This window comes from Streptomyces sp. NPDC007901 (assembly GCF_042959465.1).
GTDB lineage: Bacteria > Actinomycetota > Actinomycetes > Streptomycetales > Streptomycetaceae > Streptomyces.
The window spans coordinates 72,385-94,566 of sequence record NZ_JBIBKW010000011.1; the positions used below are offsets into that span (position 1 = coordinate 72,385).

Below are 22,182 nucleotides of genomic sequence, written 5' to 3' on the forward strand. Positions count from 1 at the left end.
GCACACAACCGGCGCCTCCGGCTCCGGATCTCCTCACCGATCGGACGGTCGCTCGCCCCAAACCCCCCGGGGCGCGCGGCGTTCCGATCCGGACGGCCGCCTCGGAACCACCCCCCCTGTTCCGGGGCGGCCGACCTCCTTCCTTCCCTTTCTCCTCGTGGGACTCCTGGCCCTTCCGGCCCTCCTCTTCGCGCTGATCACCTGGCAGGTCGTGGCCCATGGCCCCCTGCTCCGCCTGGACAGCCGCCTGAGCAGCGCACTCGTCCACCCGGACAAGTTCTCCTCGGGCCTCTCCGACCTCGGCAACGCGCAGGTCGCCGTCCCGGTCCTGGTGATCGTCATCGCCTACGTCGCCCGCCGCGGCCGTGCCACCGGTACAGACCGCTGGTGGCTGCCGCCGACGGCCGCCGCCGTGCTGATGGCCCTGGTCCCCGCGATCATCGTGCCGCTGAAGCACTGGACCGCCCGGCCGGGGACCCCGGTGGTGCCCCCGGCGGTCGGCTACTTCCCCTCCGGCCACACGGCGACCGCGGTGATCGCGTACGGCTCCGCCACCCTGATCCTCCTCCCCTGGCTCGGCTCCGCGAGGACTCGCCGCACCGCCGTCGGGATCTGCGCGGCCCTGGTCCTCGGCGTCTCCTTCGGTCTGGTCCGCCGGGGCTGGCACTGGCCGCTGGACGTGGTGGCCAGCTGGTGCCTGGGGAGCATCCTGCTGACCACCCTCGCCCTCTTCCTCAGCCGAAGTAGGCGTCGAAGTTCTTCTGGAACTCCCAGTTCGAGTAGCGGTCCCAGTTGACCGACCAGGTCATCAGGCCGCGCATCGCGGGCCAGGTGCCGTGCGTGGCGTACGACCCGCAGTTCGTCTTCTTCGTCAGGCAGTCCAGGGTCTTGGTGACCTCGGACGGGGCCACATAGCCGTTGCCCGCGTTGGTCGACGCCGGCATGCCGATCGCGATCTGGTCGGGGCGCAGGGGCGGGAAGACGTTGCCCGCGTCGCCCGCCACCGGGAAGCCGGTGAGCAGCATGTCGGTCATGGCGATGTGGAAGTCGGCGCCGCCCATGGAGTGGTACTGGTTGTCGAGGCCCATGATCGGGCCCGAGTTGTAGTCCTGGACGTGCAGCAGGGTCAGGTCGTCGCGCAGGGCGTAGATGACCGGGAGGTACGCCCCGCAGCGCGGGTCCTGGCCGCCCCACTTGCCGGTGCCGTAGTACTGGTAGCCCATCTGCACGAAGAAGGTCTCCGGGGCCATGGAGAGCACGAACTTCGCGCCGTACTTCGCCTTCAGGGTCTTCAGGGCCGAGATCAGGTTCACGACCACCGGGGTGGTCGGGTTCTTGAAGTCGGTGTCGCTCGCGTCCAGGGACAGCGAGTGGCCCTCGAAGTCGATGTCCAGGCCGTCCAGGCCGTAGGTGTCGATGATGTTCGAGACGGAGGAGACGAAGGTGTCCCGGGCGGCGGTCGTGGTCAGCTGGACCTGGCCGTTGGCGCCGCCGATCGATATCAGCACCTTCTTGCCGGCCGCCTGCTTGGCCTTGATCGCCGCCTTGAAGTCGGCGTCGCTCTCGACGTTCGGGCACTCCGTCACCGGGCAGCGGTTGAACCGGATGTCCCCCGAGGTGGCCGAGGTCGGCTCGCCGAAGGCCAGGTCGATGACGTCCCAGCTGTCGGGGACGTCGGCGAGGCGGGTGTACCCGGAGCCGTTGGCGAAGGAGGAGTGGAGGTAGCCGACCAGGGCGTGCGTGGGCAGGTCGCCGGAGCCGCCGGAGGAACCGGCGGTCGTGGTCGCCGTCACCGCGGCCGACTTCGCGGACTCGCCGGCGCCGTTCACGGCGGTGACCTGGAAGCTGTAGGCGGTCGTGGCGGACAGGCCGGTCACGGTGGCGGAGGTCCCGGTCGCCGTCTGGACCTTCGCGCCGTCCCGGTAGACCGCGTAGCTCGTCGCGCCCGTGGCCGCGCTCCACGACAGGGCCACGCTGGAGGACGTGATCGTGCCGGTCTTCAGGCCGCTCGGCGCGGCGGGCGGCTGGCCCGCGGAGGCGCCCGGCCCGACCAGGGACACGTCGTCGGCGTAGTAGGCGCCGGTGCCGTACCAGCCGTGCGTGTAGATCGTGACCTTGGTGGTCGAGGCGCCCGTGGTGAAGGTGGTCGTGAGTTTCTGCCAGTCGGGGGCGGACTGGGTCCAGGTGGAGACGTCGGTGGTGCCGGTGCCGCTCGCGCCCAGGTAGACGTAGGAGCCGCGGACGTAGCCGGACAGGGTGTACTGCGCGCCCGGCTGCACGGTCACCGTCTGCGCGCACTGGGCGTTGTCGCTGCCGGCCGGGGTCGCCTGCAGCGCGGAACCTCCGCTGTGCACGGGTGAGCTGACCGTCGTACCGCTGCCCGCCGTACAACTCCAGCCGGACAGCCCGGACTCGAAGCCACCGTTGACGGCGAGGTCCGCGTCGGCCGCACGGGCCGCCGACGAGAGCGCGGTGATACCGGGTACGGCCAACAGCACGGCCGTGAGAAAGGTGAGGACAGGTCTCGCGCGCACCACAAGTACCTCCGAACATGGGGGATTTGGAGGACGGAAACGCACTCAACTTGGTCCAGACCAATTCACTTGTCAATACCTGCGGCAACGATCTGACAGGCGCCGGACGCAGCGCCCCGTCAGGGGCGCGGGGTCGTGACATCTGCGGCTCCGCCGCGTGGGCGCGACCAGCCACGACGACGCCGCAGCCGACCGAGCACAGCAACGCCTATTCGTCGGCCAAGCCGGCGGCAACCTCATGCATCGCCAGCTCCAGCAGCGCCGGATCCGTAAGCGTCCCCGACCCGTCCGGCGCCACCAGCCACCGCACCCCCTGCGTCGACCGCCCCGGATACGGCACGACGATCCACGTCCCGGCCCCCGCCGTACGGATCCCCGTACCGAGCCACCGCGCGGCCGTTCCGGGCGGCACGAAAGAGCCCACCCGGTTGTCCCCGAAGCCGGCCAGGACGGGCCCCGGCTGGTCGAGGACGCGGGTGAGCACGTCGAGGGTGGGATAGCCGAGCCCGCCCGGCAGGATCAGTACGTCCCAGGCCCGGCCGGCGGGCAGGAGCGCGACCCCTAGCGGGTTGCGTTCCCATTCCCAGCGGCAGGACTCCGGGTCCGGTGCGACGGATGCCAGCCATTCGACCGCCGTCTTCGCCCCAGTCATCAGAGGACCTCCCCATCTCACACCTGGACGCGGGCGTCGCGTCACGGGGAGAGGGGGAGGTCTTCCAGCGGCATTACGCGGGTTCCGGCACCCAATTCGAGTGACCCGAATCGCACCTCGAAGGGATCAGCTGTCGAAGCCCAGCCCCATCCGGTCCATCGCCCTGAGCCACAGGTTCCGGCGCCCGCCGTGCGCGTCGGCCCGGGCCAGCGACCACTTGGTGAGGGCGATGCCCGTCCAGGCGAACGGCTCGGGCGGGAACGGCAGCGGCTTCTTGCGGACCATCTCCAGCCGGGTGCGCTCGGTCTCCTCCCCCGCCAGCAGGTCCAGCATCACGTCGGCGCCGAACCGGGTGGCTCCCACACCCAGCCCCGTGTACCCGGCCGCGTACGCCACCCGCCCCTGATGAGCCGTACCGAAGAACGCCGAGAAACGGGAGCAGGTGTCGATCGCGCCGCCCCAGGCGTGGGTGAAGCGGACGCCCTCCAGCTGCGGGAAGCAGGTGAAGAAGTGCCCGGCGAGCTTGGCGTAGGTCTCCGGACGGTCGTCGTACTCGCGGCGGACCCGGCCGCCGTAGTGGTGGATCGCGTCGTAGCCGCCCCAGAGGATGCGGTTGTCGGCGGACAGCCGGAAGTAGTGGAACTGGTTGGCGGAGTCCCCGAGACCCTGCCGGTTCTTCCAGCCGATCGCACCGAGTTGCTCGGCGGTGAGCGGCTCGGTCATCAGGGCGTAGTCGTAGACCGGGACGGTGTAGGCGCGGACCCGCTTGAGCAGGTTCGGGAAGATGTTGGTGCCGAGCGCGACCCGCCGGGCGCGGACCGAGCCGTACGGGGTGCGGACGGCCATGCCGGCGCCGTACGCCTTCAGGTCGAGGGCGGGGGTGTGCTCGTACACCCGGACGCCGAGCGCGAGGCAGGCCTGCTTGAGGCCCCAGGCGAGCTTGGCCGGGTGGAGCATGGCCACGCCCCGGCGGTCCCAGAGGCCCGCCTCGAAGGTGGGCGAGGCGACCTGGGCGCGCACCGCGTCGGCGTCGAGGAACTCGATGTCGTCCGCGAGACCCTTCTGCTCCAGTTGCTTGTGCCAGTCGCGCAGTTCCCACGCCTGGTAGGTCTCGGTGGCGACGTCGATCTCGCCGGTCCGCTCGAACTCGCAGTCGATGCCGTGCCGGGCGACGGCGGCCTCGATCTCGTCGAGGTTGCGCCGGCCCAGCTCCTGCAGCCGGTGGATCTCCTCGGGCCAGCGGGCCAGCCCGTTGGGCAGCCCGTGGGTGAGGGAGGCGGCGCAGAAGCCGCCGTTGCGGCCCGAGGCGGCCCAGCCCACCTCGTGGCCTTCCAGCAGGACCACATCGCGCCCGGGGTCGCGCTCCTTGGCGTTGAGCGCGGTCCACAGTCCGCTGTACCCGCCGCCGACGACCAGCAGGTCGCAGGTGTCGGCGCCGGTGAGCGCGGGCTCGGGGTGGGGCTTGCCGGGGTCTTCGAGCCAGTACGGGACCGGCTGTGCTTCGGAAAGTGACTTGGTCCCATCTGCCTGACGGCTCATGGCGCTTGGGGCCATGATTTCCAACTCCCTACAGAGTCGATGAAGGGCTATGCCTTTTGCCTGTTGCGGCGGTTGTTGATGAGCATCGACGCCAGCACGAACAGTACGGCGACCAGGAACATCGCCGTGCCGATGACATTGATCTGGACGGGCGTGCCGCGCTGTGCCGAACCCCAGACGAACATGGGGAAGGTGACGGTGGAGCCCGCGTTGAAATTGGTGATGATGAAATCGTCGAAGGAGAGCGCGAAGGAGAGCAGCGCGCCCGCCGCGATTCCGGGGGCCGCGATGGGGAGGGTGACCCGGACGAACGTCTGCACCGGTCCGGCGTAGAGGTCCCGGGCCGCCTCCTCCAGGCGCGGGTCCATCGACATCACACGTGCCTTGACGGCGGTGACGACGAAGCTGAGGCAGAACATGATGTGGGCGATCAGGATGGTGTAGAAGCCCAGCTGGGCGCCCATGTTGAGGAACAGGGTGAGCAGCGAGGCCGCCATGACGACCTCGGGCATCGCCATCGGCAGGAAGATCAGCGAGTTCACGGCGCCGCGGGCGCGGAACCGGTAGCGGACCAGCGCGAAGGCGATCATCGTGCCGAGGAGCGTGGCGCCGATCGTGGCCAGGGCGGCGATCCGGAGGCTGATGGAGAGCGAGCCGCACATGTCGGCGACCCCGCAGGGCTGCTTCCAGGCGTCGAGCGAGAACTGCTGCCATTCGTAGTTGAAGCGCCCCTTCGGTTTGTTGAAGGAGAACACCGTGACGATGACGTTCGGCAGCAGCAGATATCCGAGGGTCAGCAGTCCCGCGATGACGACGAGACGCTTCTTGAGCCAGTTGACGAAGGGCATTTAGACCAGATCCTCCGTCCCGGACCGGCGAATGTAGATCGTGACCATGGCGAGGATCGCGGCCATGAGGATGAAGGAGAGCGCGGCCGCTGTCGGATAGTCGAGGATCCGCAGGAACTGCGTCTGGATCACGTTTCCGATCATGCGGGTGTCGGTCGAGCCGAGGAGTTCGGCGTTGACGTAGTCACCGGCCGCCGGGATGAAGGTCAGCAGCGTGCCGGAGACCACGCCCGGCATCGACAGCGGGAAGGTGACCTTGCGGAACGTCGTCCACGGCTTGGCGTACAGGTCGCCGGCGGCCTCGTGCAGCCGTCCGTCGATCCGCTCCAGCGAGGTGTAGAGCGGCAGGATCATGAACGGCAGGAAGTTGTAGGTCAGACCGCACACCACCGCGAGCGGGGTGGCGAGGACGCGGTCGCCGGCCGTCCAGCCGAGGAAGTCGGTGAGGTCCAGGATGTGCAGCGAGTTCAGTACGTGCACGACCGGGCCGTTGTCGGCGAGGATCGTCTTCCAGGCCAGGGTGCGGATCAGGAAGCTGGTGAAGAACGGCGCGATCACCAGGATCATGATCAGGTTCCGCCAGCGTCCCGCGCGGAAGGCGATGAGGTACGCCAGCGGGTAGCCGAGCAGCAGGCACAGGACCGTGGCCGCCGCCGCGTAGAAGACGGACCGCAGGAACTGGGGCCAGTACTCGCTGAGCGCGTCCCAGTAGGTCGCGAAGTGCCAGGTGACCTTGTAGCCCTCTTCCAGGGAACCCGTCTGGATCGACGTGGACGCCTGGTAGATCATCGGGAGGGCGAAGAAGATCACCAGCCAGAGGATGCCGGGCAGCAGCAGCCAGTACGGCGTCCAGCGCCCGCGTTTGCGGGGCGGCTTCTTCTCGGGGGCCGGCGCCAGGGGCGGCGGCGCTTCCGTCAGCGTGGCCATCAGGCCGCCTCCTCCTCGGTGCCGGCGTCGATGTCCTGGGCCGCGTCGAGGCCGAAGGTGTGCGCCGGGCTCCAGTGCAGGACCACGTCGGCACCGGGGACGAGGCGTCCGTCGCGCTCGACGTTCTGCACGTACACCGCGAACTCGGGGCAGACCGCGCTGTCGATGACGTACTGCGTGGAGACGCCGATGAAGCTGGCGTCGGCGACCTTGCCGGTGATGCGGTTGCGGCCCTCGGGGACGGAGCCCGCGTCGTCGGCGTGGGTGAGGGAGATCTTCTCGGGCCGGATGCCGACGAGCACCTTGCCGCCGGTCGCGGTCGGCGCCGAACATCGCGACTCGGGCAGCACCAGCTTCCCGCCACCGGCCTTGAGGATGATGTCGTCCCCGCTCTTCGTGTCGACCTCGGCCTCGATCAGGTTCGAGGTGCCGAGGAAGTTCGCCACGAACGTGGTGTTCGGGTTCTCGTAGAGGTCGGCGGGCGAGCCGAGCTGCTCCACGCGTCCCGCGTTCATCACGGCGACCGTGTCGGCCATGGTCATGGCCTCCTCCTGGTCGTGCGTGACATGGACGAAGGTGATGCCGACCTCGGTCTGGATCCGCTTGAGCTCCAGCTGCATCTGGCGGCGCAGCTTGAGGTCGAGGGCGCCGAGCGGCTCGTCGAGCAGGAGCACCTTGGGGTGGTTGATGAGCGCGCGGGCCACGGCGACGCGCTGCTGCTGGCCGCCGGAGAGCTGGTGCGGCTTCTTGCGCGCCTGCTCGCTGAGCTGGACCAGCTCCAGCATGTCCTCGACCTGCTTCTTCACGCTCTTGATGCCGCGCCGGCGCAGACCGAAGGCGACGTTCTCGAAGATGTCGAGGTGCGGGAAGAGGGCGTAGGACTGGAAGACCGTGTTCACCGGCCGCTTGTACGGCGGCAGATGGGTGACGTCCTGGTCGCCGAGGTGCACGGTGCCGGTGGTCGGTTCCTCCAGGCCCGCGATCATGCGCAGGGTGGTGGTCTTGCCGCAGCCCGAGGCACCGAGGAGGGCGAAGAAGGAGCCCTGCGGCACGGTCAGGTCCATCGGCTGTACGGCGGTGAAGCCGTTGTCGTACGTCTTGCCGATGCCGGTGAGACGGACGTCGCCGCTGCTGTCTGTCGTCATGGTGTCGTCACGCCCCTGTGAGCTTCGCGAACTTCTGCTGGTAGGCCGTCTCTTCCTTCGAGCTCAGGGAGCGGAAGGCACGGGACTTGGCCTGCATGGCCTTGTCGGGAACGATCAGCGGATTGGTCGCCGCCGTCTTGTCGATCTTGGCGAGGTACGGCTGCACGTCCGCGACCGGACTGACGTAGTTGATGTAGGCGGCGAGTTCCGCGGCCTGCTCGGGCTCGTAGTAGTAGTCGATGAGCCGCTCGGCGTTCGTCTTGTGGCGCGCCTTGTTGGGGATCAGCATGTTGTCGGTCGACGTCATGTAGCCGCTGTCCGGGATGACATAGGCGACGTCCGGGTTGTCGGCCTGGAGCTGCACGATGTCGCCGCCCCAGGCGACACAGGCCGCGAGGTCGCCCTTGCTGAGGTCCGAGGTGTAGTCGTTGCCGGTGAACCGGCGGATCTGCCCCTTGTCGACGGCCTTCTGGAGGCGGGCGATCACCGCGTCGTAGTTGTCGTCGGTGAACTTCGCCGGGTCGATGCCCATGTCGAGCATGGTCATGCCGACGGTGTCCCGCATCTCGGTCAGCAGGCCGACGCGGCCCTTGAGCGCGGGGTTGTCGAGCAGGTCGGAGACCGACTTCACCTCGACGCCGTCCAGCGCCTTCTTGTTGAAGGCGACGACGGTCGAGATGCCCTGCCAGGGGTACGAGTAGGCACGGCCCGGGTCCCAGTCGGGGGCGCGGAACTGGTCCGAGAGGTTGGCGAAGGCGTGCGGCAGGTTGGACGCGTCCAGCTTCTGGACGTAGCCGAGCCGGATCATGCGGGCGGCCAGCCAGTCGGTGAGGACGATCAGGTCCCGGCCGGTGTCCTGGCCGGCGGCGAGCTGCGGCTGGATCTTGCCGAAGAACTCGTCGTTGTCGTTGATGTCCTCGGTGTACTTGACCGTGATGCCGGTCCGCTTGCGGAACGCGTCCAGCGTGGGATGCGTCTTGCCGCTGTCGTCGACGTCGATGTACTCGGGCCAGTTGGAGAAGTTGACGACCTTCTCCGTGGCCGAGTGGTCGTCGGCGGAGACCCCGCCCTGGGACTTGCCGGCCGCGGGGATGCCGCAGGCGCTCAGCGCCCCGACGCCGCCCACCGCGAGCGCGCCGCCCAGGAACGACCGGCGGGCCAGGGCGGCCCGGCCGGAGCGGAGACTGCGCCGGATGGCGGCCACTTCGACCGGGGTAGGGCGGTCGGGCTCGTACTGCCTCATGCGCTAGATGCCCTTTCGGGAAGACGGCCGTTCACCGAGCGGCCGGAGGTATGACTATCGGTCCCCGAAGATCGTGCGGTGCCAGTCCTTCCGCGCCACCGCCGTATTGTCGAACATTACGTGCTTGACCTGGGTGTACTCCTCGAACGAGTACGCCGACATGTCCTTGCCGAAGCCGGACGCCTTGTAGCCGCCGTGCGGCATCTCGCTGATGATCGGGATGTGGTCGTTGACCCAGACGCATCCCGCCTTGATCTCCCGGGTCGCGCGGCCCGCCCGGTAGACACTCCCGGTCCACGCCGAGGCGGCCAGACCGTAGGGGGTGTCATTGGCCAGCCGGATGCCCTCATCATCACTGTCGAACGGGAGAACGACCAGCACGGGGCCGAAGATCTCGGACTGGACGATCTCGCTGTCCTGCGGGGCGTCGGCGATCAGGGTCGGCCGGTAGTACGCGCCGCTCTTCAGCTCGTCCTGCGGCGGCTCGCCGCCGGTCACCACGCGCGCGTAGCCGCGCGCCCGCTCCACGAACCCGGCGACCCGGTCCCGCTGGGCGTGCGAGATCAGCGGCCCGAGATCGGTCCCGGGAGCGAACGGGTCTCCCAGCCGCACGGTCTCCATCAGGGCGGCCGTCCGCTCCACGAAGGCGTCGTAGAGCGGCCGCTGCACGTACGCGCGCGTGGCCGCCGTGCAGTCCTGCCCGGTGTTGATGAGCGACCCGGCGACGGCCCCGTTGACGGCCGCCTCCAGGTCCGCGTCGTCGAAGACCACGAAGGGGGCCTTGCCGCCGAGCTCCAGGTGGAGCCGCTTCACGGTCGCGGTGGCGACCTCGGCGACCCGCTTGCCGACACCGGTGGAGCCGGTGAAGGACGTCATCGCCACGTCGGGGTGCCCGACGAGGTGCTCACCGGCCTCCTTGCCGGTCCCGGTGACGATGTTGACGACACCGTCCGGGATACCGGCGGCCGTCGCCGCCTCCGCGAAGAGCAGCGAGGTCAGCGGGGTCAGCTCGGCCGGCTTGAGCACGATGGTGTTGCCGGCCGCGATCGCCGGGAGGATCTTCCAGGCGGCCATCTGGAGGGGGTAGTTCCAGGGCGCGATGGAACCGACGACACCGATGGGCTCGCGGCGGACGTACGAGGTGTGGTCGCCGGAGTACTCACCGGCCGCCTGCCCCTGCAGATGCCGGGCGGCCCCCGCGAAGAACGCGGTGTTGTCGATGGTCCCCGGCACGTCGAACTCGCGCGTCAGCTTCAGCGGCTTGCCGCACTGGAGGGACTCGGCGCGGGCGAACTCCTCCGCGCGCTCGGCGAGCACGGCGGCGAACCGGTGCAGCGCGTCGGACCGCTCGCCGGGGGTCGCCCCGGCCCACCCCGGAAAGGCCGCGCGGGCCGCCGCGACCGCCGCGTCGACGTCGTCGGTCCCGGCCAGCTCGTAGGTGTACACCTCCGCGCCGGTGGCCGGGTCGACCACGGCGTGCGTACGGCCGGACGTGCCCTTGGTGAACCGTCCCGCGATGTACTGCGCGCCGCCCGCGAGCCGCTCCTGCGCGGGGAAGGTCTCCGGGGTGGCGATGCCCGGGTTGTCCATGTCGCCTCTCCTCCGCCGTCACCCCGCCCAGAGAGGCGGGTGGCGTAGCTCCAGCTCGATTTGACTGCCGATCCTGACAGAGCAAGGGGAGTCCAACAAGTGATTCCGTTGTTGCCTTTTGGTTACGCGACGGAATCTGTCGACCAGGTGTCGAGTCGGGAAGGTAAAGGCAGGACGGAGTGTCAGTGGTGCCTGCCAGACTGGCGTGCATGGCGAAGATCGATTCTGTGGAGGCCCTGATCAGGGCGGTCCAGGCGGGGGCCAGGATCAAGTACCTGCACTTCTGGGGACACCGGCCGCGGCCCGACGGGCAGGTCTCGGCGAGCTGTCTGAGCCAGTGGTGGCCGTCACCCTTCGTGGTCGACGGTGTCACCTACGCGACCGCAGAGCACTGGATGATGGCCGGCAAGGCGAGGCTTTTCGCAGACCCGCAGGCCGAGGCCCGGGTCCTGGCGGCGGCGCACCCCGCCGAGGCGAAGAAGGCGGGCCGCCTGGTCCGCGGCTTCGACGAGGCGATATGGCAGCGGGAGCGCCTCGCCATCGTCACCGAGGGCAGCGTCCACAAGTTCCGGGCCGACCGGGAACTGCGGGACTTCCTCCTGGGGACCGGCGACCGGGTCCTGGTGGAGGCAAGCCCCGTGGACCGCGTGTGGGGCATCGGCCTCGCGGCCAAGGACGAGGGCGCGGAGGACCCGGCCCGGTGGAGGGGGCTGAACTTGCTGGGGTTCGCGCTGATGGAGGCGAGGGCACGGCTTCTCGCCGACGGGACTGCCCCTACTTAGGGGCGCGGGGCTGTATCCATATGCGGCTCCGCCGCGTGGGCGCGACCAGCCCCCACTGCCCCGCACTCACCCACCACCGAACCACCCGAGCTAGTGGGTACTCGCCACCACGATCAACGCGATGAACCCGACGGCCAGCGCCAGCCCCGCCGACCCGCAGATGATCCCGGCCAGCGCCTGCCCCCCGTTGGTGGCCTCTCCCCGCCCGACCCGCCCCCGCCCGATCGCCCCGAACACGATGGCCAGCACCCCCATCACCAGGGCCAGCGGCCACAGACAGAACCCGACCGCACTGATGATCCCGGTGACGAGACTGGCCGTCCCCAGCCCGTTGTTGGGCATCGGCTGCATCCGCGGCCAACCTCCGTACCCCGCCGGCCCGGCCGGGTACGAGGGCAGCGACTGCCCGGGATAGCCGTAACCGGGGCCGGGCACGCCGGGCCCCGGCCCGGGCGCGGCCGGGTAGCCGTAGGGCACCTGCCCCGGCCCGCTCGGCGCGATCGGCGGCGGAGGCACCGCCGCACTCTGCGGCTGCCGCGGCGCGGGCGGCGCGTAGGGGTTGGGCGCCGCGTGGGGGCCCGGCGCCGCGAACGGGTTCGACGGCGGTGCGGAAGGCCCGTCCGACGGCGCCGCGTAAGGGTTGACCCAGCCCCGCGGCGGGGCGTCGGCCGACCCGCCGCCCGGGCCCGGCATCGCCGCGACCGTCCGCTGGTCATGGACCGACGGCGGGACCGGCGTCTCCGCCCCCGCCCCCTCTCCCGCCGCGGCCGTCTTGTCCAGCCGTATCTTCGAAGTCTCCGGCGCCTCGTCAGCCATCTCGCGATGTCCCCTCTCCTGAACGCGTGCCGCCGCCATGCTAAGGCCCGGATCACGTGGTACGCCGGGTCCGGCCTACGATGAGCCCGGACCACCGATCAGCCGATCACCGCGCAGGGCCCCACGGCCGTACCCCCGCCGTGGGCGGACCCGCGCCGTTCCGGGGAGGAACCCTTGACCGACCGTCACGCCGAACCCGCCGCCCGCCGCAATGTGGCGGCCTTCGTCGCCGGACTGCCGAAGGCCGAACTGCACGTCCACCACGTCGGCTCCGCCTCCCCCCGCATCGTCTCGGAACTGTCCGCCCGGCACCCCGACTCCAAGGTCCCCAGCGACCCCGAGGCCCTGGCCGACTACTTCACGTTCACGGACTTCGCGCACTTCATCGACGTCTATCTCTCGGTCGTCGACCTGATCCGCACGCCCGAGGACGTCCGGCTGCTCACCTACGAGGTGGCCCGCGACCTGGCCCGCCAGCAAGTGCGCTACGCCGAGCTGACGATCACCCCGTTCTCCTCCACCCGGCGCGGGATAGACGAGCGGGCCTTCATGGACGCCATCGAGGACGCGCGGAAGGCGGCGGAGGCCGAGTTCGGCACGGTCCTGCGCTGGTGCTTCGACATCCCCGGCGAGGCGGGCCTGGAGGCCGCCGAGGAGACGGTCCGGCTGGCGACCGACGACCGGCTGCGCCCGGAGGGCCTGGTCTCCTTCGGGCTCGGCGGCCCCGAGATCGGCGTGCCCCGGCCGCAGTTCAAGCCGTACTTCGACCGGGCCGTCGCGGCCGGTCTGCACTCCGTCCCGCACGCGGGCGAGACCACCGGCCCCGGGACGGTCTGGGACGCGCTGACCGAGCTGCACGCCGAACGCATCGGCCACGGCACCAGCTCCGCGCAGGACCCGAAGCTCCTGGCCCACCTCGCCGAGCACCGCGTCGCGCTGGAGGTCTGCCCCACCTCCAACATCGCCACCCGCGCGGTCCGCACCCTGGAGGAGCACCCGATCAAGGCCTTCGTCGACGCGGGTGTGCTGGTCACGGTCAACTCCGACGACCCGCCGATGTTCGGCACCGACCTCAACAACGAGTACGCGGTCGCCGCCCGGCTCCTCGGCCTCGACGAGCGCGGTGTCGCCGACCTCGCCAAGAACGCGGTCACGGCGTCCTTCCTGGACCCGGCGGGCCAGGCGTCGATCGCGGCCGAGATCGACGCGTACACCGAGGCGTGGCTCGCCCCCTGACACACCGCGGCCGGCCCCTGACACCATGGGCTCATGCAGACCGTGACCGCCGTGGCCCATCGCGGCGACCCCTACCGCTTCCGCGAGAACACGCTCGACTCCCTGCGTTCCGCGCTCCGCCGGGGCGCGGACGCGGTGGAGATCGACGTACGCCTGACCCGTGACGGGGTCCCCGTGCTGCTGCACGACGAGACCCTGGACCGCCTCTGGGAGCACGACCGTCCGCTGAGCGCACTGTCGGCGGAGGAGGTGCGCGGCCTCACGGCGGGCGGCGTGCCGACCCTCGCCGAGGCGCTGACGGCGACGAAGGACAGCCGGGTGATGATCGACCTGCCCGGGGACCCGAGCGAGCGCGCCGTGGCCAGGATCGTGGCGGTGGCCCGGGAGTGCGGCGCGGCGGACCGCGTCTACTACACCGGGGACGCCCCGTCGATGCTGGCGGTACGGGCGGCCGACGCGAAGGCCGAGATCGCCCTGACCCGCAAGACGCTGGCCCCGGCCCGCCCGGCGCTCCTGGACGTGATCCGCCCCCACTACCTCAACTACCGCTTCACCCTGCTCGACCACGATCTGACCGAACACGTCCACCGCGGCGGCTACCTGGTCTCCTGCTGGACTCCGGACACCCGCCGCTCGATGCGCCGCCTCCTGGAGACCGGCGTCGACTCGATCACCACGAACAGGGTGGACGTGCTCAACGCGCTTCGGGGTTACACGACCGAACGCTGAGCCACCGTCGCCGGGTCGCTCGGCGTCTTCCGTGTCACATACTGCGGAACCGGCGCCGAGTCCGTCCCGTCGTCCCGGACCAGCCCGTACCGGATCGCCCCGTCCGGGGGCCCGTACAGCACGTCCTTCTCCGCCGCGTCCCACGTCGACGGGAAGACGCTCAGCCCGTAGTCCGCGCCCCGCTCGTTCACGGTCAGCGTCACGCTTCCGTCGACGTAGAAGTACTCGTTCTGCCACATCTGCTGGGCGCCGGAGGGCAGCACGGCGTACCCCACGGCCGAGTTGCCCATGCCCGTGGCGGAGCTGTCGGTCGTGCTCACCCGGTCGTCCATCCGCCGGCCGCCGCCCGACGCCACATGGAAGATCTTCCCCTTGAGCCCGGTCCAGGACGGCATGACCAGGTTCCCGGCCCGGTACTGCGGTGAGATCTGCCAGCGGACCAGCACATAGCCCTGTCCGCTGAGCGTGACGCTGTCGCCCCGGTGGTTCATGACGGCGTGCGCGTCGCCCGTGCTGGTGATCCCGGCCTCGGGCCGGTGCGGCAGCGCGCCGGGCCTGGTGTCCGGGTCCGGCGCCTTGTCGACCGCGTCCACGACGGAGCCGTAGCCCGCCGCGGCGGACGCGGACGGGGACGGAGAGGGCGAGACGGACGGCGAGGAGGTCGGGGAGGGTGCCGGGGTGGTCGCCGGCGCCTGCGGCACCGCGCTGCTGACCACCGCCGTCGGCGACACGGCCGCACGCGGTGCCGGCTGGTCCGGAGTCTGTACGACGACATAGGCGCCGCCCGCGACGATCGTCGCCCCCGCCGTGACCGCCACCGCCGGCTTGGTCAGCGCGCCCAGCACCTTGGCCGACCAGCCGGCGGACGTCGCGGAGGTCGCCGCCACCGCGGTCTTGCCGCCGAGCGCCAGCGACAGGGTGAAGCCCACCGGCACCGGTACCAGCGCGATCCCGACCAGCAGCCGTTCCGCGGGGACGACGGAGTCGCGCGCGTCGCCGCAGTAGCCGCAGCCGCGGAGGTGCCGGGCCAGCCGCTTGCGCCAGACGGAGTCGGGCCGCCCGTCCCAGCGGGCGGTCAGCTCGCGCAGTTCCGGGCAGGCCCCGGCCAGCGCGCGCACGATGCCGCGCGAGACCTCCAGCCGTTCCTTCATCCGCTGGACGCGGACGGCGGCGTGCTGCCGGCTGATGCCGACGGCCGCCGCCAGTTCGCGCCGGGTGAGTTCGCCCGAGACCTCCAGCCACCACAGGGACACCAGCTGCCGGTCCTCGGGGTCCAGCCAGCGCACGGCCTCCGCGACCTCCCGCCGCTGGCCCTCCAACTGGAGCCGCAGAACGGTGAGTTCGGCGAAGTCGGCGCCGCCGTCCGGGACCCGCTCGTCCAGTTTCCGTTCCTGCCTGCGGCGTGCCCGGTCCCGTATCTGGCGCATGGCGATGGCCACCAGCCAGGACCGGAAGCTGTCCGGGTCCCGCAGGGTGGCGAGGTTGCCGACGGCGCGCAGCATGGTCTCCTGGACGACGTCGTCGACGTCGGCATGGCCGTTGAGGGCGCGGCCGACGACGTTGTAGACCAGCGGCAGCCAGCCCTCGACCAGCTCGTCCAGCGCCCGCCGGTCGCCCGCCTGCGCGGCCGCGACCGTGGTGCGCCACTGCCGAGACAGGTGCACGTCCGTCCTCATAAGGGCACCCTCTCAGCCGGGGCGGTGGCCTGTGCAAGGTCGGGGATCACAGTGTGGAGACGGAGTGAGGGACTCCGGGATAACACTTTTTCCGTCCCGGACTCCTCACCGCCCCGCACCCCCTAAGGGCAGACCCCAGCAACGCCCCTATTTCCAGGACCAGTTGATGGGTGACGACTCAGGGGCGCACGCCCTCCTCGCCGACGATCCGGCCGACCGTCACGCCCCCGGAGGATGACCAGGTCCCTTCACCGGCCCCCTCCCCTGGAGCTCACGCATGCGTGTCCGCACCCGGAGCACCGCTCTCGCCGCTTCCCTCCTCCTGGCCCTCACGGCCGGTCCACTGGCGGCACCCGCCTTGGCCGCACCGGCATCAGCACCGACAGACGCACCGGCCGCGGTCCGGGCCACCGCCCCCGACGCCGAGGCACTGCGCGCCGCCCTCGCCGGACTGCCCGACGCGGACGCCACCGCCGCGCTCGTCCGGGTCGGCGGCACCGACGGCACCTGGCGCGGCAGCGCGGGCGTGCACGACCTGGCGAGCGGCCGGGCGGCGGACCCGGACGCCCGCTTCCGGGCCGGTTCCACGACGAAGGTGGTGACGGCCGCGGCCGTACTGAGGCTGGCGGCGCAGGGCCGGATCGACCTCGGCGCACCCGTCCAGCGCTACCTCCCGAGCCTGTTCACCCGGGCCTTCCGGCCCATCACCGTACGGCAGTTGCTGAACCACACCAGCGGCATCCAGGCCGGCGACGGCTGGGGCGACTCCTTCGAGGCGCAGTACGCGCACCGCTTCGACACGCTCACCCCCGAGCAGGTGGTGCGGTCGGCGGTGGCGAAGGGGCCGGAGTTCCGCCCCGGCGAGAAGCAGGACTACCTCAACATCAACTACACCGTGCTCGGGCTGCTGATCGAGAAGGTGACCGGGCAGTCGTACGCCTCCGTGGCCGAGCGGCTGGTGCTGCGCCCGGCCGGGATGCGGGACACCTACTTCCCCGGCACCGACCCGCGCATCCGCGGCCCGCACAACCACGGCTACCAGAAGGTGACGCGGGCCGACGGGACCACGGAGTTCGTGGACGTCACCGAGTGGAACCAGGCGGACCGGTTCGCGGCCGGGGACATGATCTCCACCACCGCCGACCTGGAACGCCTCCTCACCTCCCTCTTCCGGGGGCGGATCGTGCCACCGGGACCGCAGTTGGAGGAGATGTTCACGGTCCCGGCGCACATCGAGGGCGCCACCTACAGCGCCGGGCTGCAGCGGTTCGTGTTCGAGGGGCGGGTGTACTGGCTCAAGTCGGGCTCCCGGTACGGCTACAGCGCCGTGGTCCTCGGGACCCGCGACCTGAGCCGGACCCTCGTCTACTCGGTCGACTCGACCGACGCCAAGGGCGAGGAGATGAACCCGGTGGCCCGGCGGATCGCGCTGGCCGCGCTCGAGCAGGGGTGAGGGCGGCCGCCGTGCCGTGGCCGTGCGCGAGGTGAACCACGGCCGCCCTGTCGTCCGCGGGGATGACCGGGCGCTGGTACCCCGGTACCACTCCCCCGTCGAAGATTCCCCCAGGGGCCCAGGGACCGGGGCCGGGCCGCTCCTAGCGTCGAAGTCGGACACCGCGACCACACCGTCCGCGGCCGAGTGCGAGGCAGGAAGGCCCAGCCCCATGATCGAAGCGCGCGAACTGACGAAGCGCTACGGCGACAAGACCGTCGTCGACCGTCTGAGCTTCACCGTCAAGCCCGGCGAGGTGACCGGCTTCCTCGGTCCCAACGGCGCGGGCAAGTCCACGACCATGCGGATGATCGTCGGCCTGGACGCCCCCACCAAGGGCTCGGTCACCGTCAACGGCAGGCCCTACGACCGGCATGCGGCGCCGCTGCAGGAGATCGGCAGCCTGCTGGAGGCCAAGTCCGTCCACCCGGGGCGCAGCGCCGTCAACCACCTCCTGGCGCTCGCGCGCACCCACGGCATTCCGCGCGGGCGGGTCGACGAGGTCATCGAGCTGGCCGGGCTGACCAGTGTGGCCGGCAAGCGGGTCGGCGCCTTCTCGCTCGGCATGGGCCAGCGGCTCGGCATCGCCTCCGCGCTGCTCGGCGACCCGGCGATCGTGATGCTCGACGAGCCGGTCAACGGCCTCGACCCCGAGGGCGTGCTCTGGGTCCGCAACCTGCTGCGCCGGCTGGCCGACGAGGGGCGGGCGGTGATGCTCTCCTCGCACCTGATGAGCGAGACCGCGCTGATCGCCGACCACCTGGTGATCATCGGCCGGGGCAGGCTGCTCGCGGACACCACGGTCGACGGCTTCACCCGGGAGGCGGGCGGCGGTGGCGTGAAGGTCGTCACCGGCGAGCCCGCGAGGCTGCGCTCGCTGCTGGCCGGCCCGGACGTCACGATCTCCTCCTCGTCCGCCGAGGAACTGCTGGTCGCGGGCCGGGACGCCCGCGAGATCGGGACGATCGCCGCGCAGCACGGCGTACCGCTGTACGAGCTCACCCCGCAGGCCGTCTCCCTGGAGACGGCGTTCATGGACCTCACCCGGGACGTGGTCGAGTACCAGAGCGCCCCGGCCGACACGGCACGGAAGGCAGCCTGATGACCGTCACCAGCATCGCCCCTCCCCGTACGACGAAGTACAAGGTGACCGGCGCCCGGGTGCTGCGCTCGGAGTGGGGCAAGTTCTGGTCGCTGCGCTCCAGCTGGATCACCCTCGCCGTCGCCGTGTTCCTGCTGGTCCTGTTCGGGACCATCGCCAGCTACACCTACAGCGCCGGCGCCACGGCGGCGGGCGGCCCGCCCGGCGCGAGCGGCGGCGACAGCGACGCGGTCAGCCTGGCCCTGACCGGGGTGACCTTCGCCTCGCTGGCCGTGGGGGTGCTCGGAGTGCTGCTGTCGGCGGGCGAGTACAGCACCGGCATGATCCGCTCCACGCTCTCCGCGGTCCCGCGCCGGCTGCCGGTGCTGTGGGCGAAGGCCGCCGTGATCGGCCCGATCGCGCTGGTCCTGACCACGCTGGGCGCGCTGGCCGCGTTCGGTCTGGGCTCGCCCGGTCTGGACGGCGAGAGCATCTCCCTGTCCCTGGGCGACGACGGGGTGCTGCGCAGCCTGGCCGGCGCCGGTCTCTACCTCGGTCTGGTCGCCGTCTTCGGCGTCGCGCTCGGTGTGCTGCTGCGCAACTCCGCCGGGGCGATCGCGTCCCTGGTCGGCATCCTGCTCATCCTGCCCGGGCTGGCCTCGCTGCTGCCCGACTCCTGGAACGACACCCTCAGCCCGTACTTCCCGGGCAACGCGGGCCAGGCGGTGTACGCCCTGCACCAGTCCTCCGGCGCCCTCTCGCCCGGCGCGGGCATCGCCGTCTTCGCCGGCTGGGTGGCGCTGGCCCTGGCCGGGGCGGCGTTCCGGCTGCGCAGGGCCGACGTCTGATCCGGGCCTGACCTGGGGACGAGCACAATGGTCAGCATGAGTCCGCCGCACCGCGCGGCAACCGCCGGGGACAGTGACCGGGGGACGGCGAGCGTGCCGTCCCCCGGGTTCGACGCGGCCTGGTCGCATCCGCTGCTGGGGCGGATGCTGCGCGACCGGAGCCGCCGGCAGCGGTTCGACCAGCGCCGTCCCTGGGTGCTCGACACCGGGGTGATGCTGTTCGTCCTGCTGACCAGCCTGCATGACCTGCTGGGGAGCGACCGCGAGTCCCCCTTCGGGGACGCGGTCGCCCGGAGCGCGCTGCCGACCGGCGTCCTGTACGTCTTCGTCGCCGCGCTCGTCGTTCCGCTGTGGTGGCGTCGCCGGGCGCCGGCGGCGGCCTACTTCACGATCCTCGCGGTGAACCTGGTCCAGTGGTCGGTGGGGGTCTGGCTGCAGGTCGGCACCGGCACGCTGATCGCCCTGTACACGCTGGCCCGCAAGGGCTCCCTGCGGGCACTGGGCTGGGCGGTCGGGCTGACCGCCGGGGCACTCGCGCTGTCCGTGTTCGTCCTGGCGCCGATCGCGCATCCGCTGATCGGCATCTTCTTCCTGCTGGGTACGGTGACGGCGGCGTCCGCCGTCGGGCTGACCTTCCGGATCCGTGCGATGTACCTGGAGACCGTCGAGGACCGGGCCCGCCGGCTGGAGGTCGAGCAGGAGCAGCGGGTCCGGTTGACCACGGCCGCCGAGCGTTCGCGGGTCGCCCGGGAGATGCACGACATCGTCGGGCACAACCTGTCCGTGATGGTCAGCGTCGCCGACGGCGCGGCGGTGCTCGCCGCCCACCGCGGCGAGCCCTCCGCCGAAGCCCTGCGCATCCTCGGCGACACCGGCCGGCAGGCGATGAGCGAGCTGCGCCGGGTCCTCGGTGTGCTGCGCGAGGGCGACGACGACGAACGGCTGCTCGCGCCGCAGCCCGGCATCGGGGACCTGGACCCGCTGCTGGCCCGGGTGCGGGCGGCGGGGCTGCCGGTGACGTACCGGACGGTGGGCGATCCCGAGGCGCTGGGCGACGGGGTCCAGCTCACCGTCTACCGGATCGTCCAGGAGTCGCTGACCAACACCCTGAAGCACGCGGGACCGGGCGCGTCCGCCGAGGTGACGGTCGCCGTCGCGGCGGGCGAGGTGCGGATCCGGGTCGCGGACACCGGCGTACCGACGGAATCCCCGGACACCCCGGCCGCCTCGGACGGGACCGCCGGCCACGGCCTGGTCGGCATCCGGCAGCGGGCCGCGATGTACGGCGGCACGGTCGTGGCCGGCCCGCACGGGACCGGCCCCGGCTGGCTGGTCGACGTCACCCTCGACGTGCCCTCCGCCCCCTCCGCTCCATCCACCAGACCCGCCCCCTCCGCCCCGGCGGCTCCGGGAGACCAGCTGTGACGACCGTACTCATCGCCGACGACCAGCCCCTGCAGCGGATGGGCGTGCGGATGCTGCTGGAGGGGACTCCGGGGCTGGAGCCGGTCGGCGAGGCGGAGAACGGCGCGGAGGCCGTCCGGCTCACGGCCGAACTCCGGCCCGACGTCGTCCTCATGGACGTCCGGATGCCCGGCGTGGACGGCTTGGAGGCGACCCGGCGCATCGTGGCGACCGGCGGCCGTACCCGCATCCTCATCGTGACCACCTTCGACCTCGACGAGTACGCGTACGACGGGCTGCGCGCCGGGGCCAGCGGCTTCCTGCTCAAGGACGCCCGCCCCGAGGAGCTGGTCGCGGGCATCCGCGCGGTGGCGAGCGGCGAGGCCGTGGTGGCCCCCTCGCTGACCCGCCGCCTCCTGGACGCCTACGCCCACCGGGTCCTGGCGCCCGCCGGGGTCGCCGAGGACCCCCGGCTGCGCTCGCTCACCGACCGCGAGCGCGAAGTCCTGGTCGCCATCGGCCGCGGCTGGAACAACACCGAGATCGCCGAGCGGCTCGTCCTCACCGAGTCGACGGTGAAGAAGCACGTCGGCCGGGTCCTCGCCAAGATCGGGGCGCGTGACCGGATCCAGGCCGTGATCACGGCGTACGACGCCGGACTGGTCCGGGCGAAGTAGACGGACCCCCCTCTCCCGGGGCGGGGGATCCAGGCGTAGCATGTGAACGAAACAGTTTCGTTCACGGAACGGACCTCGCACGGAACGGACCTCGCATGGAGAAGACAGGCATGGTCTCCGTACTCGTCGTCAACGACCAATCCCTCCAGCGCCTCGCCCTGCGCATGCTGCTCACCGCCGAGCCCGGCCTGACGGTGGTCGGGGAGGCGGCGGACGGGGACGAGGCGATCCGTGCGAGCGCCGCCCTCCGTCCCGACGTCGTCCTCATGGACAGCCACCTGTCCCGGGCGGACGGCATCGACACCATCCGGCGCCTCGCCCGCCCCGACCGGCGCACCCGGACCCCCGGATTCGCGGGCGAGGAGGCGGTCACCTCCCGGGTGCTGGTGCTGACCGCGGCCGACCAGGAGGCGGACGCCTGGGCCGCCCTGCGCGCGGGCGCCGGGGGCTTCCTGCTCGACGACGCCGACCCCGCCGAACTCACCGCGGCCATCCGGGTGGTGGCCGCCGGGGACGCCGTCATCACGCCCGGTCTGACCCGCGCCCTCATCGACGCCGTCCGCCTGCAGCACACGGTCCGCCCGCTCCCCCGCACCTCGGGGCTGGGCGCCCTCACCCAGCGCGAGCGGGACGTCCTCGTCGCCGTGGCCTCCGGCTGGTCCAACGCCGAGATCGCACAGTGGCTGTCCATCGCCCCGACGACCGTGAAGACGCATGTCAGCAACGTCCTCGCGAAGATCGGCGCCCGCGCCCGGGTGCAGGCGGTGACCTTCGCCTACGAGTCGGGGCTGATCCGCCCGGCGGCCTAGAAGCTCTCGCCGCCCAACGCCTTGAGGAAGGCCAACGGGTGGACGGCCGTGTCCGGTTCGTCGGTCGAGTGGATCCGCAGCGACGTGATGCGCTGCACGTCGATGAGGTCGGGGTAGCCGCGCAGGTACGCGTACACCGCCGCCCGGGCCTTCT

20 protein-coding genes and 1 pseudogene are annotated in these 22,182 nt (G+C 71.4%); 10 read left to right on the forward strand and 11 right to left on the reverse strand.

All coding sequences use genetic code 11. From position 1 onward, the window contains the following. The first annotated feature begins 157 nt into the window (after positions 1–157). Complete coding sequence (locus ACFZDK_RS31820; RefSeq protein ID WP_390977376.1) at positions 158–796, forward strand: phosphatase PAP2 family protein; 639 nt, start codon at positions 158–160, stop codon at positions 794–796. On the opposite strand, the gene ACFZDK_RS31825 is transcribed toward ACFZDK_RS31820, so the two are convergent. The 8 genes from ACFZDK_RS31825 to ACFZDK_RS31860 all read right to left on the reverse strand — a co-directional run bounded on the left by ACFZDK_RS31825 (position 735) and on the right by ACFZDK_RS31860 (position 10,478). Then, positions 735–2,537, reverse strand: coding sequence for a carbohydrate binding domain-containing protein (locus ACFZDK_RS31825; RefSeq protein ID WP_390977377.1), 1,803 nt, complete (start codon positions 2,535–2,537; stop codon positions 735–737). The two genes, ACFZDK_RS31820 and ACFZDK_RS31825, sit on opposite strands and share 62 nt — an antisense overlap. A 205-nt stretch (positions 2,538–2,742) precedes the next feature. Further along, positions 2,743–3,186 carry a hypothetical protein gene (locus ACFZDK_RS31830; RefSeq protein WP_390977378.1) on the reverse strand — a complete coding sequence of 148 codons (444 nt, stop codon included), beginning with the start codon at positions 3,184–3,186 and terminating at the stop codon, positions 2,743–2,745. A gap of 126 nt (positions 3,187–3,312) precedes the next feature. Continuing rightward, a complete protein-coding gene (locus tag ACFZDK_RS31835) occupies positions 3,313–4,740 on the reverse strand; it encodes an FAD-dependent oxidoreductase (protein ID WP_390977379.1) in 1,428 nt (475 codons plus the stop codon). 32 nt (positions 4,741–4,772) lie between these two features. Then, positions 4,773–5,573, reverse strand: coding sequence for an ABC transporter permease subunit (locus ACFZDK_RS31840; RefSeq protein WP_390977380.1), 801 nt, complete (start codon positions 5,571–5,573; stop codon positions 4,773–4,775). After that, the gene (locus ACFZDK_RS31845; RefSeq protein ID WP_359216048.1) at positions 5,574–6,500 is read right to left on the reverse strand and encodes an ABC transporter permease; all 927 of its coding nucleotides are present in this window, start codon (positions 6,498–6,500) and stop codon (positions 5,574–5,576) included. It abuts the gene before it with no gap. Further along, entirely contained in the window at positions 6,500–7,645 is a 1,146-nt protein-coding gene (locus ACFZDK_RS31850) for a polyamine ABC transporter ATP-binding protein (RefSeq protein ID WP_390977381.1), read from the reverse strand. The genes ACFZDK_RS31845 and ACFZDK_RS31850 overlap by 1 nt, the downstream gene beginning before the upstream one ends. A gap of 7 nt (positions 7,646–7,652) precedes the next feature. Continuing rightward, positions 7,653–8,888 (reverse strand): extracellular solute-binding protein, encoded by a 1,236-nt coding sequence (locus tag ACFZDK_RS31855; protein WP_390977382.1) that lies wholly within the window; start codon positions 8,886–8,888, stop codon positions 7,653–7,655. A 54-nt stretch (positions 8,889–8,942) separates the two neighbouring features. Continuing rightward, positions 8,943–10,478, reverse strand: coding sequence for an aminobutyraldehyde dehydrogenase (locus ACFZDK_RS31860; RefSeq protein WP_390977383.1), 1,536 nt, complete (start codon positions 10,476–10,478; stop codon positions 8,943–8,945). 209 nt (positions 10,479–10,687) lie between these two features. Here ACFZDK_RS31860 and ACFZDK_RS31865 point away from each other — a divergent pair, with 209 nt between their 5' ends. Beyond that, positions 10,688–11,260, forward strand: coding sequence for an NADAR domain-containing protein (locus ACFZDK_RS31865; RefSeq protein WP_390977384.1), 573 nt, complete (start codon positions 10,688–10,690; stop codon positions 11,258–11,260). A gap of 90 nt (positions 11,261–11,350) precedes the next feature. Here the strand turns inward: ACFZDK_RS31865 and ACFZDK_RS31870 are convergent, their stop codons facing one another. Next, positions 11,351–12,076, reverse strand: a complete 726-nt coding sequence (locus tag ACFZDK_RS31870) for a DUF4190 domain-containing protein (protein WP_390977385.1) — start codon at positions 12,074–12,076, stop codon at positions 11,351–11,353. A 37-nt stretch (positions 12,077–12,113) separates the two neighbouring features. On the opposite strand from ACFZDK_RS31870, the pseudogene ACFZDK_RS31875 reads away from it, so the two are divergent. Further along, a pseudogene (locus ACFZDK_RS31875) lies at positions 12,114–13,312 on the forward strand (adenosine deaminase). 33 nt (positions 13,313–13,345) lie between these two features. After that, positions 13,346–14,041, forward strand: a complete 696-nt coding sequence (locus ACFZDK_RS31880; RefSeq protein ID WP_390977386.1) for a glycerophosphodiester phosphodiesterase family protein — start codon at positions 13,346–13,348, stop codon at positions 14,039–14,041. On the opposite strand, the gene ACFZDK_RS31885 is transcribed toward ACFZDK_RS31880, so the two are convergent. Further along, positions 14,023–15,717, reverse strand: coding sequence for a sigma-70 family RNA polymerase sigma factor (locus tag ACFZDK_RS31885; protein WP_390977387.1), 1,695 nt, complete (start codon positions 15,715–15,717; stop codon positions 14,023–14,025). The two genes, ACFZDK_RS31880 and ACFZDK_RS31885, sit on opposite strands and share 19 nt — an antisense overlap. Positions 15,718–15,994: 277 nt before the next feature. On the opposite strand from ACFZDK_RS31885, the gene ACFZDK_RS31890 reads away from it, so the two are divergent. The 6 genes from ACFZDK_RS31890 to ACFZDK_RS31915 all read left to right on the forward strand — a co-directional run bounded on the left by ACFZDK_RS31890 (position 15,995) and on the right by ACFZDK_RS31915 (position 22,028). After that, complete coding sequence (locus ACFZDK_RS31890) at positions 15,995–17,170, forward strand: serine hydrolase (protein WP_390977388.1); 1,176 nt, start codon at positions 15,995–15,997, stop codon at positions 17,168–17,170. Positions 17,171–17,381: 211 nt separating this feature from the next. Beyond that, positions 17,382–18,311, forward strand: coding sequence for an ATP-binding cassette domain-containing protein (locus tag ACFZDK_RS31895; protein WP_390977389.1), 930 nt, complete (start codon positions 17,382–17,384; stop codon positions 18,309–18,311). Next, complete coding sequence (locus tag ACFZDK_RS31900; protein WP_390977390.1) at positions 18,311–19,138, forward strand: ABC transporter permease subunit; 828 nt, start codon at positions 18,311–18,313, stop codon at positions 19,136–19,138. Before ACFZDK_RS31895 ends, ACFZDK_RS31900 begins: the two co-directional genes overlap by 1 nt. 36 nt (positions 19,139–19,174) lie before the next feature. Beyond that, positions 19,175–20,563: a histidine kinase gene (locus ACFZDK_RS31905; protein ID WP_390977391.1), complete on the forward strand. Its 1,389-nt coding sequence runs from the start codon at positions 19,175–19,177 to the stop codon at positions 20,561–20,563. After that, the gene (locus tag ACFZDK_RS31910; RefSeq protein ID WP_390977392.1) at positions 20,560–21,219 is read left to right on the forward strand and encodes a response regulator; all 660 of its coding nucleotides are present in this window, start codon (positions 20,560–20,562) and stop codon (positions 21,217–21,219) included. Before ACFZDK_RS31905 ends, ACFZDK_RS31910 begins: the two co-directional genes overlap by 4 nt. Positions 21,220–21,329: 110 nt before the next feature. Beyond that, a complete protein-coding gene (locus ACFZDK_RS31915) occupies positions 21,330–22,028 on the forward strand; it encodes a response regulator (RefSeq protein ID WP_390977607.1) in 699 nt (232 codons plus the stop codon). Here ACFZDK_RS31915 and ACFZDK_RS31920 read toward each other — a convergent pair. After that, positions 22,025–22,165 (reverse strand): hypothetical protein, encoded by a 141-nt coding sequence (locus ACFZDK_RS31920; RefSeq protein WP_390977393.1) that lies wholly within the window; start codon positions 22,163–22,165, stop codon positions 22,025–22,027. The genes ACFZDK_RS31915 and ACFZDK_RS31920 overlap by 4 nt on opposite strands. Positions 22,166–22,182 lie beyond the last annotated feature (17 nt).

Bases quoted from the DNA above. Each gene is read 5' to 3' on its own strand.
- ACFZDK_RS31885 (WP_390977387.1), bottom strand. From the start codon at position 15,717: ATGAGGACGGACGTGCACCTGTCTCGGCAGTGGCGCACCACGGTCGCG.
- ACFZDK_RS31880 (WP_390977386.1), top strand. From the start codon at position 13,346: ATGCAGACCGTGACCGCCGTGGCCCATCGCGGCGACCCCTACCGCTTC.
- ACFZDK_RS31830 (WP_390977378.1), bottom strand. From the start codon at position 3,186: ATGACTGGGGCGAAGACGGCGGTCGAATGGCTGGCATCCGTCGCACCG.
- ACFZDK_RS31840 (WP_390977380.1), bottom strand. From the start codon at position 5,573: ATGCCCTTCGTCAACTGGCTCAAGAAGCGTCTCGTCGTCATCGCGGGA.
- ACFZDK_RS31850 (WP_390977381.1), bottom strand. From the start codon at position 7,645: ATGACGACAGACAGCAGCGGCGACGTCCGTCTCACCGGCATCGGCAAG.
- ACFZDK_RS31905 (WP_390977391.1), top strand. From the start codon at position 19,175: ATGAGTCCGCCGCACCGCGCGGCAACCGCCGGGGACAGTGACCGGGGG.
- ACFZDK_RS31855 (WP_390977382.1), bottom strand. From the start codon at position 8,888: ATGAGGCAGTACGAGCCCGACCGCCCTACCCCGGTCGAAGTGGCCGCC.
- ACFZDK_RS31835 (WP_390977379.1), bottom strand. From the start codon at position 4,740: ATGGCCCCAAGCGCCATGAGCCGTCAGGCAGATGGGACCAAGTCACTT.
- ACFZDK_RS31865 (WP_390977384.1), top strand. From the start codon at position 10,688: ATGGCGAAGATCGATTCTGTGGAGGCCCTGATCAGGGCGGTCCAGGCG.
- ACFZDK_RS31845 (WP_359216048.1), bottom strand. From the start codon at position 6,500: ATGGCCACGCTGACGGAAGCGCCGCCGCCCCTGGCGCCGGCCCCCGAG.
- ACFZDK_RS31890 (WP_390977388.1), top strand. From the start codon at position 15,995: ATGCGTGTCCGCACCCGGAGCACCGCTCTCGCCGCTTCCCTCCTCCTG.
- ACFZDK_RS31900 (WP_390977390.1), top strand. From the start codon at position 18,311: ATGACCGTCACCAGCATCGCCCCTCCCCGTACGACGAAGTACAAGGTG.
- ACFZDK_RS31915 (WP_390977607.1), top strand. From the start codon at position 21,330: ATGGTCTCCGTACTCGTCGTCAACGACCAATCCCTCCAGCGCCTCGCC.
- ACFZDK_RS31870 (WP_390977385.1), bottom strand. From the start codon at position 12,076: ATGGCTGACGAGGCGCCGGAGACTTCGAAGATACGGCTGGACAAGACG.
- ACFZDK_RS31895 (WP_390977389.1), top strand. From the start codon at position 17,382: ATGATCGAAGCGCGCGAACTGACGAAGCGCTACGGCGACAAGACCGTC.
- ACFZDK_RS31860 (WP_390977383.1), bottom strand. From the start codon at position 10,478: ATGGACAACCCGGGCATCGCCACCCCGGAGACCTTCCCCGCGCAGGAG.